Here is a 13,027-nt window from a genome sequence, read left to right as displayed (position 1 = left end):
AAAGGAGAGAATTTGACGTGAGCGTATTCATTAATAAAGATACAAAGGTCATTGTTCAAGGGATTACGGGTTCTACAGCCCTTTTCCATACAAAACAAATGCTTGAATATGGTACAAAAATTGTTGGGGGAACATCTCCGGGCAAGGGCGGTAAAGAAGTAGAAGGCGTTCCTGTATTCAACACTGTAAAAGAAGCTGTTGAATCTACCGGTGCTAACGCGTCTGTCATCTATGTACCAGCTCCTTTCGCAGCAGATGCGATCATCGAGGCTGTGGATGCTGAGCTTGATCTGGCAATCTGTATCACTGAACATATCCCGGTATTGGATATGGTCAAGGTAAAACGGTATATGGAAGGCAAGAAGACTCGCCTGGTAGGCCCTAACTGCCCTGGTGTCATCACTCCTGAAGAGTGCAAAATCGGCATCATGCCTGGTTATATCCATACTAAAGGACATGTCGGTGTTGTATCCCGTTCCGGAACATTGACGTATGAAGCTGTACATCAGTTGACACAGGCTGGAATCGGCCAGTCTACCGCTGTAGGTATCGGCGGAGACCCTGTCAACGGCACAAACTTCATCGATGTTTTAAAAGCATTCAATGAAGATCCAGAAACATACGCTGTCATCATGATTGGTGAAATCGGCGGAACTGCTGAAGAAGAAGCGGCTGAGTGGGTCAAGGCTAACATGACCAAACCAGTTGTCGGCTTCATCGGCGGAAGAACTGCACCTCCAGGAAAGCGCATGGGCCATGCTGGTGCAATCATTTCTGGCGGAAAAGGTACAGCAGACGAAAAGATCCGTGTCATGAACGAATGCGGTATCCAGGTTGCTGATACTCCTTCCGTAATGGGTGAAACGCTGATCGGCGTATTGAAGGAACAAGGTTTGTACGAAAAGTGCAAAACACACTAATATAATCAATCAGGCAGTCCCTCTGAACAGAGGGGCTGTTTATTAATCCGGGGGAGAAGAAAATGGACGAAGTTAAAAGGAAACTGATCCAGCTTGTCCACAGCAGACATGCCAGCTGGAAAGCGATCTACTCAATCCTGAAATACCATACATCCGGTAATATTAATGAAGAAACTTTCTATGACCTCGATCATCATCCTCGAATAAAACAACTCCAACGAGACCATCTGTTAATTTCTGCCGAACGACTTATTTACCAATACACCTCACAGAACATCCATCTGGTTACCATTCTTGATGATGAATATCCTGAAAGACTCAAGACAATCTATCAGCCACCCTGGGTACTTTTTGCAAAGGGGGACCTCTCACTGTTAAAAATGAACAAGACCCTGGCTGTCGTTGGCTCCAGGAATGCGACAGAATATGGATTTAAGTCAATTGATTACTTGTTTCCCTTATTGATAGAGAAGAACACCCTGATTGTCAGTGGACTTGCCAAAGGGATTGATGCGCATGCCCATAAGTCGGCGATCAAGCTTGGCGGAAACACAATCGGCGTCATTGCCGGAGGTTTTCATCATCTGTATCCGAAAGAAAATAGCAAGCTCGCAGAATATATGATGAAAGAGCAGCTGGTGTTATCGGAATATCCACCTGAGACTTACCCGGCGAAATGGCATTTTCCGATGCGCAACAGGATTATCAGCGGCCTGTCTGAGGGTACACTGGTTATTGAGGCAAGGAAGAAGAGCGGCTCATTAATCACCGCTGATTTTGCCTTGAATGATGGCCGAAATGTGTTTGCTGTTCCCGGAAGTATTCTGACACCAGATTCCGACGGAGTCCACTATTTGATTCAACAAGGTGCCAAATTGATCAAAAGTCCAGAAGACATCCTCGAGGAACTTGGAAACTAATGTGGAATGATAACAAAAGAATTGTATATAATGCTTAAAAAAAAGCAGGAAATATCGAGGGTGTAGAAGAATGTTTTGAGTAATAGAGGTGGCTGAAATTGGCCCTTTTTGGAAGAAGTTTGCGAATTTAGATCAGAAATTGCAACAAAAAGGTTGAAATAATTTTCAATCTGTTATACATTTTGCATCAGGTATTTTAAAATCCCCAAATTAGATGAAACCGTTTACTTTTAGGGTGAATTTGACAATTTTAAGATATGTATATAATAATTAATGATAATTTTATACCTCTAAGGAGGACAATTGGATGTCGGAATTTTTAGTAATCGTCGAATCGCCGGCAAAGGCTAAGACGATCGAGCGTTATCTAGGAAAAAAATATAAAGTGAAAGCTTCCATGGGCCACTTGATAGATTTGCCCAAAAGCCAAATGGGAATCGATACGGAAAATAACTATAACCCAAAATACATTACAATCAGGGGCAAGGGTCCTGTACTGAAAGAATTGAAAACTGCCGCAAAAAAGGCAAAGAAAGTCTATCTCGCGGCTGACCCCGACAGAGAAGGGGAAGCGATTGCCTGGCATCTAGCACAAAGCCTTGCCGTTGATGTTCATTCCGATTGCCGGGTAGTATTCAATGAGATTACCAAGGACGCCATCAAGGAATCTTTCAAACACCCAAGGGCGATCAATATGGACCTTGTAGACGCCCAGCAGGCACGACGTGCATTAGACAGGCTGGTGGGATACAATATCAGCCCGCTACTCTGGAAAAAAGTAAAGAAAGGGCTGAGCGCAGGGCGCGTTCAATCCGTCGCGCTAAGGATGATCATCGACCGTGAAAAAGAAATCGCGGCATTCGAGCCGGAGGAATATTGGACAATCGGTGCTGAATTCCTCAAAGGCAAAAATGCTTTCGAAGCTTCCTTCTATGGAATTGGCAAACAAAAAGCAGAATTGAAGTCTGAGGACGATGTGAAAAACATCCTCAAGCAAGTGAAGGGGAACAAATTCTCAGTAGATTCAGTGACGAAGAAGGAAAGAAAGAGAAACCCTGCACCACCATTCATCACTTCTTCATTGCAGCAAGAAGCAGCAAGAAAACTTAACTTCCGCGCCAAGAAGACTATGATGCTTGCCCAGCAGCTTTATGAAGGAATCGATCTCGGGAAAGAAGGAACAGTCGGTTTGATTACATATATGAGAACGGACTCTACGAGGATTTCCGAGCTTGCCCAGGGAGAGGCAAGAGAGTATATCATTGGCGAATATGGTGAAAAGTTCGTCCAAACCGAGCCAAGAAAAGAGAAGAAACAGTCAAACGCCCAAGATGCTCACGAAGCGATCAGGCCGACGAGCACTTTGAAAGTTCCAGAGAAGATAAAGGAATTTCTCTCAAGGGACCAGTACAGGCTTTACAAGCTGATCTGGGAACGCTTCGTGGCCAGCCAGATGGCTTCTGCGGTCATGGATACGATGAGCGTCGATTTAAGGAATGGGGAAATTACTTTCCGTGCGACAGGATCGAAGGTTAAATTCCCTGGTTTCATGAAGGTGTATGTTGAAGGATCGGATGACCAGGTTGAGGAAAAAGACAAATTCCTTCCTGACCTTAAGGAAGGAGACGAGGTCACCAAGAAAGATATCGAACCGAAGCAGCACTTTACCCAGCCGCCTCCAAGGTATACGGAAGCCAGGCTCGTCAGGACGCTTGAAGAAATGGGAATCGGCCGGCCGTCAACATATGCGCCAACACTCGATACCATCCAGAAAAGAGGATATGTATCCCTCGATAATAAGCGATTTGTGCCGACAGAACTTGGCGAGGTCATCCATGAATTGATGATTGAGTTCTTCCCGGAAATCTTGGATCTCGAGTTCACAGCCAAAATGGAGGAGAATCTTGACCATGTCGAGGAAGGTAAAATCAATTGGGTCAAGGTCATTGATGATTTCTATCGGGATTTTGAAAAGAGCCTTGAAGTAGCTGAGAAAGAAATGCAGGAAATCGAAATCAAGGATGAGCCTGCCGGCGAGGATTGTGACCAATGCGGTTCGCCGATGGTATTTAAGATGGGCCGGTACGGCAAGTTCATGGCCTGCAGCAATTTCCCGGAATGCCGGAACACGAAGGCAATTGTCAAAGATATCGGAGTCAAATGCCCGAAATGTGAAGAAGGAAACATCATCGAGCGAAAAAGCAAGAAACGCCGCATCTTCTTTGGCTGTGACCGCTATCCTGAATGCGACTTCCTATCCTGGGACAAACCGCTTGCAAGAAAATGCCCGAAATGCGAAAATATGCTTGTTGAGAAGAAGCTTAAAAAGGGTGTCCAGGTTCAGTGTACAGAATGTGATTACAAAGAAGAACCACAAAGCTAGAGTGAGCCATAGGCTCACTCTTTATGTTTGTAAAGAAGTTGTCGGGGCTGACCAAGGCGCTTCCGTTTTTATAAAATGAAACTTTTTTCTTTCTTTTTCGTAAATAAAGGTGCAAAATGATACAGGTGTCAGGGAAAAGTAAGTAAGATGGAGTATATAATAGAAGCTTTATGTTAAGGCAGATGGTATAATAAGCTTTTTGATCATGCTGTAATAGGAATCGGCCTGATCTTGAAGCATTACATACTGCAAAAAGCTGATTTTACACTAATCGATGACTTTTAATGCAATGGAGGAAATAGATATGACGGAAGCAACAGTAAATGTCATTGGTGCCGGTCTTGCCGGAAGTGAAGCTGCATGGCAGCTTGCCGAGAGAGGTATCAAAGTCAACTTGTATGAAATGAGGCCGGTAAAGCAGACACCTGCCCACCATACTGATAAATTTGCTGAGCTCGTGTGCAGTAATTCTTTGCGCGCGAATACTTTGACAAATGCGGTAGGAGTATTAAAGGAAGAAATGAGAATCCTAAACTCTGTCATCATCGGAGCAGCTGATGCATGTGCTGTACCAGCTGGAGGTGCTCTGGCAGTCGACCGTCATGAGTTTGCCGCTCACGTAACGAATTCTGTTAAAGAACATCCTAATGTAACGGTCTTTAATGAAGAAATCACTGAAATTCCGGAAGGGCCCACAGTCATTGCCACAGGACCATTGACCACAGCTGATTTGTCTGAACAATTGAAGCAGCTGACCGGAGAAGAATATCTATATTTTTATGATGCTGCTGCGCCGATCATTGAAAAGGATAGTATCGATATGGATAAAGTTTATCTGAAGTCCAGATATGATAAAGGGGAAGCTGCCTACCTTAATTGTCCGATGACGGAAGAGGAATTCGACAAATTTTACGAAGCCTTGATCTCCGCTGAAACGGTGCCTTTGAAGGAATTCGAAAAAGAGATCTTTTTTGAAGGGTGCATGCCTATCGAGGTAATGGCTCAACGTGGTCGAAAAACGATGTTGTTTGGTCCGTTGAAGCCAGTCGGTCTTGAGGATCCAAGAACAGGAAAAAGGCCATATGCTGTTATCCAGCTGCGCCAGGATGATGCTGCAGGCACCCTATACAATATAGTCGGCTTCCAGACACATTTGAAATGGGGTCCTCAAAAAGAGGTACTCAACTTGATACCTGGTCTGGAGAATGCTGAAATTGTCCGATATGGTGTCATGCACCGCAACACGTTCATCAACTCTCCAAAAGTCCTTAAAGCAACGTATCAATTCAGGAACAGAGAGGATTTGTTCTTTGCTGGACAAATGACCGGTGTTGAGGGTTATGTAGAATCTGCTGCCAGCGGGCTGATTGCAGGAATCAATGCGGCGCGCCTTGTCAAAGGAGAAGATCCGGTTGAGTTCCCTCATGAAACAGCGATGGGCAGCATGGCGAGATATATTACAACAACCAACGCGAAAAATTTCCAGCCGATGAACGCAAACTTTGGTCTTTTCCCTGATCTTCCGGAGAAAATAAGGGCCAAGCAGGAACGTAATGAAAAGCATGCTTCCAGAGCATTGGAAACAATTCAGAAATTTGTGAAAAATTTGTAATTTTTATTGCGAGGGCTATATAAATATGATACTATTTAGTAGCCCTTGTGAGGTGAAATGATGGAAGCAAATGTGAACAATTCTTTAAAGTTATTTATTGAATATTTACAAATCGAGAAAAACTACTCACAATATACAATTGAACATTATCAACATGATATTAGGGAATTTTTCTTGTTCATGTCTGAACAAGGGCTGACAAGTCTGGATGATGTAGAGTATGCTGACACAAGAATTTACCTTACAAAGTTATTTGACCAGCAGCTTTCCAGAAAATCGGTCGCACGGAAAATTTCCTGCATGCGCAGCTTTTATAAGTTTTTGCTCCGAGAGAAGATGGTCGGTGATAATCCATTTTCACTTGTATCCATCCCGAAACTGGAAAAGCGCCTGCCAGATTTTTTTTATGAAGAGGAACTATCGCAGCTATTCAATGCATGTGAATCCGAGACAGCATTAGGGAAAAGGAACAAGGCTCTGCTGGAATTGCTTTATGCGACCGGAATCCGTGTAGGTGAGTGCTGTAAAATCCAGGTGAAGGAAATGGATTTATCGCTTTCGACTGTTTTGATTCATGGAAAAAGGAAAAAGGATCGATATGTGCCCTTCGGGAGTTTTGCTCAGGATGCGATTGAAGACTACATAAAGAATGGAAGGCCGGATCTGCTCAAGGGAAAGGATGACCATGGCCATTTGTTCGTGAATTTCCGTGGTGGGCCACTTACAGACAGGGGAATCAGGGAAGTCCTGAATAAACTGATCGAAAAGTCTGCCCTTACAGGGAAGATCCATCCGCATAAATTGCGTCATACCTTTGCGACACATATGATGAGCAATGGAGCAGATATGAGGACTGTCCAGGAGCTGCTCGGCCATGCCTTCCTGTCTTCGACACAGGTATATACCCATGTTACAAAGGAACACTTACGCAGTATTTATATGTCACACCACCCGAGGGCATAAGCCAAAAGGAGGACGAAAAGATGTCGGAATTCCATTCCACAACGATATTTGCTGTTCAACATAAAGGGCAATGCGCCATGTCAGGCGATGGTCAGGTTACCATGGGCAATGCCGTAGTGATGAAACACACAGCGAAGAAGGTCCGGAAGTTGTTTAATGGTAAAGTAATCGCAGGTTTTGCCGGTTCGGTAGCGGATGCGTTCACCTTGTTTGAAAAGTTCGAAGGCAAGCTGGAGGAATATAACGGCAATCTTCAAAGGGCTGCCGTGGAACTCGCCAAACAGTGGAGGAGTGACAAAGTCCTCCGACAGCTTGAAGCCATGCTGATTGTCATGAATGAAAGTGATATGCTTCTCATTTCCGGAACTGGTGAAGTAATCGAACCGGATGACGGCATTCTTGCAATTGGTTCGGGCGGGAATTACGCTTTGTCTGCTGGCCGTGCATTAAAGCAATATGCTGGAGAACATTTGACAGCTAAAGAAATCGCGAAGTCTTCATTGGAAATTGCAGCTGATATTTGTGTCTACACAAACCACAATATCATTGTGGAAGAACTGTAATGAAAAAAGGAGTGATGAGTGTGAAACAAACAACAAATTTAACTCCAAGGCAGATCGTTGAAAAGCTGGACCAGTATATAATCGGGCAAAAGGATGCAAAAAAAGCGGTGGCAGTAGCCCTTAGGAACAGATACCGCCGTGGATTGCTCGCTGAGGATATCAGAGATGAAATCATTCCCAAGAACATCCTGATGATTGGACCTACAGGAGTAGGTAAAACGGAGATAGCCAGAAGGATGGCTAAATTGGTTGGCGCTCCTTTCGTTAAGGTTGAGGCGACTAAATTTACCGAAGTCGGCTATGTCGGACGTGATGTCGAGTCAATGGTCAGGGATCTGGTCGAAACTTCAATCAGACTTGTAAAAGAAGAAAAGATGGAGAAAGTCAAGGAACCGGCGGAAGAGAATGCAAACCGCCGCCTGGTAGAGTTGCTTGTCCCATCAGCGAAAAAATCAGTAAACTACAAAAATCCTCTGGAAATGCTCTTTGGCGGCAGCCAGCAGCAGCCTGAGCAAGAAACAAATCAGTCTGAGGATATGGGGTTATTTGAAAAACGGAAAGTCATCAAGCAAAGGCTCGAACAAGGAGAGCTTGAAGATGAGCTGGTAACAGTTGAAGTCGATGAGCAAGCGCCTTCGATGTTTGATATGCTTCAGGGTTCAGGAATGGAACAAATGGGCATGAACATGCAGGATGCCTTAAGTGGCCTGATGCCGAAGAAACGGAAGAAACGAAAGCTTCCAGTACGAGAGGCAAGGAAATTGCTGATCAATGAGGAAGCCCAAAAACTGATCGATATGGATGAAGTAACCCAGGAAGCAACATCCCGCGCTGAGCAGGCAGGTATCATTTTCATTGATGAAATTGACAAGATTGCCAGCAAGAATTCCGGCGGTTCTAGTGCTGATGTTTCCCGGGAAGGTGTGCAAAGGGACATCCTGCCGGTCGTGGAAGGGTCGACAGTCAATACGAAATATGGTCCGGTAAAAACAGACCACATCTTATTCGTAGCTGCAGGCGCTTTCCATATGGCAAAACCTTCCGATCTGATACCTGAACTGCAAGGCCGTTTCCCGATCAGGGTAGAGCTGACAAAACTGACCGTCGAGGATTTCTACAGAATCCTCGTTGAGCCAGACAATGCACTGACAAAGCAATATGAAGCTTTATTGGAAACTGAAGGTATACAAATTGAATTTTCTGACGATGCTATTCGTAAGATAGCTGAAGTCGCATACGAAGTGAACCAGAATACAGATAATATTGGAGCGAGAAGACTGCAGACGATCCTTGAGAAGCTTCTTGAAGATCTGAGCTTTGAAGCCCCGGATATCAATCTGGAAAAGGTAGCGATCACCCCGCAATATGTTGAAGAAAAATTGGGCGCAATCTCAAGAAATAAAGATTTGAGCCAGTTCATCTTATAAAGGTATTTCGTTTTAATGCATACGCAATAGGGTAGACAAATAAAGGCTGCCTATTATGCTGAAGCATTAAAACTAGCCAGTATTAAAATAAATGTTATTTGTTTGAAGCAAATAGGAGGAAGAAATAATGGACTTACTATCAAAAACTAGAAAAATTAATGCACTGCTCCAAAAAGCTGCGGGTAAACCGGTGAATTTCAAAGAAATGTCAGAGACACTAAGTGAAGTAATCGAGGCGAATATCTTTGTTGTAAGCCGCAGAGGGAAGCTGCTTGGCTTCGCCATCAACCAGCAAATCGAGAACGAGCGCATGGTTAAAATGCTTGAAGATCGTCAATTCCCTGAAGAGTATACAAAGAATCTTTTCAATATCCAGGAGACTTCTCCGAACTTGGACGTTGACAGTGAGTACACAGCATTCCCTGTCGAAAACAGAGAGCTTTTCAAGAATGGATTAACAACGATCGTGCCAATCATCGGTGGCGGTGAGCGACTCGGTACATTGATCCTTGCTCGTCTGCAAGAACAGTTCCATGATGATGATTTAATCCTGGCTGAATACGGTGCAACTGTTGTTGGGATGGAAATCCTCCGTGAAAAGGCAGAGGAAATCGAGGGTGAAGCACGCAGCAAGGCTGTCGTACAGATGGCAATCAGCTCACTATCCTACAGCGAACTTGAAGCAATAGAGCATATCTTTGAAGAGCTTAACGGCAAAGAAGGCTTGCTTGTTGCATCTAAAATCGCTGATCGAGTCGGCATCACTCGTTCAGTTATCGTAAACGCATTGCGCAAGCTTGAAAGCGCAGGCGTCATTGAATCACGTTCTTTAGGAATGAAAGGAACATACATTAAAGTACTGAACGATAAGTTCTTGTTTGAACTTGAAAAACTAAAGAATAACTAAAAAGAAAATCCGCTGATTCCAGCGGATTTTTTTTTTGCAGATTTGAACATTCATTCAAGAAAGATTCACGGCTGAATTATTACAAAAAGATTTCGATTTTTTTACACAGCGCAATTCATCAGCAGTTTATAAATGTTAAAAATAAAGAAAATAATGGAAGGAAATAAAATAAATGATAGTCATTTAATCCTAATGGTTTGAGATTTGAGTGATATTAACTAATCCTAAACTCCTGTTTCTATTTGAATTTTCTTTGAAAAATTGGTGAGTTTTTATAAAAATATCAATAAAAGTAAACGTATAGGCCTTTTGGCCTGTTTTGTAAAATGAGCATTATGCATGATAAAAATTAACGGAAAGTACATAGACAGATTATTTCAGATTCTTTACAATTAGGGATAGAATGACGGAATTCACCAAGGAATTACAAATTTCAGCAAAATATGCCTGTTTTGTAAATTGAGAGGTGCAAAAAATGAAATTGTTTTCTAATACTGTGTCAACGCTGGAACATGCGCTGAACTACTCTTCTGCAAAGCAGAAAGTTATTTCTCAAAATATTGCTAATGTTGATACGCCGAATTATAAAGCGAAGGATGTGTCTTTCAAAGCGGTATTCCAGGAAGCGATGGGGCAATCCTTTCAAGCACGTAAATCGGACTCCCGGCACTATGATTTCAGCAGCAGGCCAAGCCATAAGGCTGGAGTCATCAACAAATCGAACGTCAATTATAACGAAAATGGGAATAGCGTTGATTTGGATAAAGAAATGGCCGATATGGCAACGAATCAAATTTACTTCAATGCACTGACCGAGAGGATCAATGGGAAATTCAATACGCTTCAAACTGTGATCAGGGGAGGTAAATAGGGATGACAATCTTTCATAGCATGAACACGACAGCCTCTGCGTTAACGGCTCAGCGTCTGCGAATGGACGTCATTTCCTCCAATATGGCGAATGTCGATTCCACCAGAGGAGTCAATGGAGAACCTTACCGCAGGAAGATGGTCGTCATGCAGCCTAAGGAAGGAAGCTTCTCTTCATTCCTCAATAAAGCAATGGGAAGTCCAGACGGCTCTGGCGCAGGAGATGGAGTGAAAGTAACAAGAATCATAGAGGACAGGGAAAACCCGCTTAAAATGGTATATGATCCGGAGCATCCCGATGCTGATGCAGATGGTTATGTTGCATATCCCAATGTCGATCCATTAAGAGAGATGGTGGACTTGATAAGCGCGACCCGCTCATATGAAGCAAACGTCACGGTTTTCAACGCATCCAAGGGCATGATGATGAAAGCACTTGAAATCGGAAAGTAAGGAGATAACTAAATGAACTCAGCTGGGATCAATGCAATAACCCAAATGGTCAGACCATTTGAAACAAAAGGGTCTACTCCCACACCTACACCATACGAAGCACAGAAAAGTTTTTCGTCCGTACTTAAGCAATCAATTGAAAATTTAAATGAAACTCAGCTTCAATCCGATGCACTGACAGAAAAACTGGCCCGCGGAGAGAATGTTGACCTTCACCAGGTGATGATCGCAAGCCAGAAGGCAAGCATAACACTTCAGGCAACCATGGAAGTCAGAAACAAAGTGATCGAAGCATATCAAGAAATGATGAGAATGCAAGTTTAATATTATTGGCTAAAAACTAAGATTAGAGCGGTTATTAGCTGTATAAAAAGAAGAGACTTAATAACCGGGGGATTGAAATGAAAGAAACCGTTCAAAAGTATATACATACAATGAAGGATTTCTGGCAGGGGCGCACCAGAAAGCAGAAAATAACTATTGGCGCGTCAATCATCTTCGTGTTGACAGTTGCCGTGCTTACAGCATTTTTTGCAACAAGGACTTCCCTTGTCCCGCTTTATAGCAATCTTTCACCTGCGGAGACAGGAACAATCAAAGAAAGCCTGGATGCCAGGGGCATTAAATCAGAAATCACTGACGGCGGAAAAACCATCATGGTTCCCGAAGAGGCAGTCGACAGCCTGAAGGTTGAGCTGGCAGCAGAAGGGATTCCCAAATCAGGCAGCATTGATTACTCCTTCTTTAGCCAGAACGCAGGCATGGGCATGACAGATAATGAGTTCAATGTGCTGAAACTTGAAGCGATGCAAACGGAATTGGCCAATCTGATGAAAGGCATCGATGGAGTAAATGATGCCAAGGTAATGATCAACCTGCCCGAAAAAGGGATATTCGTCAGCGATAATGCGGAGCCAGCTTCGGCATCCATCGTCCTTAATACAAGTCCAGGCTATCAATTCAAGGACGAACAGATCACTGCCTTGTACCATCTGGTAGCCAAAAGTGTTCCGAATCTTCCTACTGATAATATCGTCATCATGAATCAGTTTTTTGAGTATTTTGATTTAAAAAATGAAAAAAATTCCAGTGGCGCTACCTTTGCATCACAACATGAAATTAAAAAGGAAATTGAAAGAGACGTGCAGAGGCAGGTCCAGAATATGCTCGGCACCCTTATGGGCCATGACAAGGTCGTGGTCTCAGTCACTGCCGATATAGACTTTACCCAGGAAAACAGGGAAGAAAACATCGTAGAGCCAGTTGATAAAGAAAATATGGAAGGGATTGCAATCAGCGCACAGCGGATTACAGAAACCTTCACCGGCAATGCTGACCAGGCCGGAGGGATTCCTGAGGGTGGCAATCCTGGGGAAACGACTGGTTCCCAATATCTCGAGGGAGCGACCGGGAACGGCGATTACGAACGAGTCGAAGAAACAATTAATAATGAGGTAAGCAGGATCCGTAAAGAGATAACCGAAAGTCCTTACAAGGTCCGCGACTTGGGAATTCAGGTTATGGTAGAACCGCCGACTCCTGATGATCCTAACTCATTGCCTCAGGAACGAAAAGAGGATATCACAAAAATCCTCGGTACGATTATCAGGACAACCATTGATAAAGATGCTCTTGGAACAGAGCTGACAGATCAGGCGATCGAGGACAAGGTTGTCGTTTCTGTCCAGCCGTTCAACGGAAAGGTCACCTTCGATAATAAGGTTGTCGAAAAACTCCCTTGGTGGGTTTACCTGATCGGCGGATTATTGCTCGCGGCAATCGTGATCCTGTTGCTGCTATTCATGAGATCCAGAAAGAATAGAGTGGAAGAAGAAGAGTATGTAATGGAAGAGAAGTATGAACCAATTCGTGTTCCTGATGTGAACAGGGAATTTGAAACAGAAGGCACAATGAAGAAGAAACAGCTGGAAAAAATGGCAAAAGAAAAACCAGAGGATTTCGCGAAGCTGTTGCGCACATGGATTTCTGAGGATTAGGAGGAGGACCAA

At 43.7% G+C, this 13,027-nt stretch carries 12 protein-coding genes; all 12 read left to right on the top strand.

Annotated elements, in window-relative coordinates; translation table 11 throughout:
- The first annotated feature begins 17 nt into the window (after positions 1-17).
- The 12 genes from sucD (at position 18) to fliF (ending at position 13,015) form a co-directional block, all read left to right on the top strand.
- A complete protein-coding gene (gene sucD, locus ACNAZ4_RS01425; RefSeq protein WP_415812413.1) occupies positions 18-920 on the top strand; it encodes a succinate--CoA ligase subunit alpha in 903 nt (300 codons plus the stop codon).
- 62 nt (positions 921-982) lie between these two features.
- A complete protein-coding gene (gene dprA, locus ACNAZ4_RS01420) occupies positions 983-1,840 on the top strand; it encodes a DNA-processing protein DprA (RefSeq protein WP_415812412.1) in 858 nt (285 codons plus the stop codon).
- A 307-nt stretch (positions 1,841-2,147) separates the two neighbouring features.
- Complete coding sequence (gene topA / locus ACNAZ4_RS01415) at positions 2,148-4,223, top strand: type I DNA topoisomerase (RefSeq protein ID WP_415812411.1); 2,076 nt, start codon at positions 2,148-2,150, stop codon at positions 4,221-4,223.
- Between the two features lie 304 nt (positions 4,224-4,527).
- Positions 4,528-5,835, top strand: coding sequence for an FADH(2)-oxidizing methylenetetrahydrofolate--tRNA-(uracil(54)-C(5))-methyltransferase TrmFO (trmFO, locus tag ACNAZ4_RS01410; RefSeq protein WP_415812410.1), 1,308 nt, complete (start codon positions 4,528-4,530; stop codon positions 5,833-5,835).
- A gap of 60 nt (positions 5,836-5,895) precedes the next feature.
- Positions 5,896-6,798, top strand: coding sequence for a tyrosine recombinase XerC (gene xerC / locus ACNAZ4_RS01405; RefSeq protein WP_415812981.1), 903 nt, complete (start codon positions 5,896-5,898; stop codon positions 6,796-6,798).
- Between the two features lie 20 nt (positions 6,799-6,818).
- Complete coding sequence (gene hslV / locus ACNAZ4_RS01400; protein WP_415812409.1) at positions 6,819-7,361, top strand: ATP-dependent protease subunit HslV; 543 nt, start codon at positions 6,819-6,821, stop codon at positions 7,359-7,361.
- A 20-nt stretch (positions 7,362-7,381) separates the two neighbouring features.
- Positions 7,382-8,788 carry an HslU--HslV peptidase ATPase subunit gene (gene hslU / locus ACNAZ4_RS01395; RefSeq protein WP_415812408.1) on the top strand — a complete coding sequence of 469 codons (1,407 nt, stop codon included), beginning with the start codon at positions 7,382-7,384 and terminating at the stop codon, positions 8,786-8,788.
- A gap of 127 nt (positions 8,789-8,915) precedes the next feature.
- A complete protein-coding gene (codY, locus tag ACNAZ4_RS01390) occupies positions 8,916-9,695 on the top strand; it encodes a GTP-sensing pleiotropic transcriptional regulator CodY (protein ID WP_415812407.1) in 780 nt (259 codons plus the stop codon).
- 475 nt (positions 9,696-10,170) lie between these two features.
- Positions 10,171-10,566: a flagellar basal body rod protein FlgB gene (flgB, locus tag ACNAZ4_RS01385; protein ID WP_415812406.1), complete on the top strand. Its 396-nt coding sequence runs from the start codon at positions 10,171-10,173 to the stop codon at positions 10,564-10,566.
- A gap of 2 nt (positions 10,567-10,568) precedes the next feature.
- The gene (gene flgC, locus ACNAZ4_RS01380; RefSeq protein WP_415812405.1) at positions 10,569-11,018 is read left to right on the top strand and encodes a flagellar basal body rod protein FlgC; all 450 of its coding nucleotides are present in this window, start codon (positions 10,569-10,571) and stop codon (positions 11,016-11,018) included.
- A gap of 45 nt (positions 11,019-11,063) precedes the next feature.
- On the top strand, positions 11,064-11,342 hold the full coding sequence (gene fliE / locus ACNAZ4_RS01375; protein WP_415812980.1) for a flagellar hook-basal body complex protein FliE: 279 nt from the start codon (positions 11,064-11,066) through the stop codon (positions 11,340-11,342).
- A 77-nt stretch (positions 11,343-11,419) separates the two neighbouring features.
- Entirely contained in the window at positions 11,420-13,015 is a 1,596-nt protein-coding gene (gene fliF / locus ACNAZ4_RS01370) for a flagellar basal-body MS-ring/collar protein FliF (RefSeq protein ID WP_415812404.1), read from the top strand.
- Positions 13,016-13,027 lie beyond the last annotated feature (12 nt).

Origin of the sequence: Mesobacillus thioparans, from assembly GCF_965138835.1 — a bacterium.
GTDB classification, from domain to species: domain Bacteria; phylum Bacillota; class Bacilli; order Bacillales; family Cytobacillaceae; genus Mesobacillus; species Mesobacillus thioparans.
Note: the sequence above shows the minus strand (reverse complement) of the source record. Positions and strands in the feature narration are given on the sequence as shown.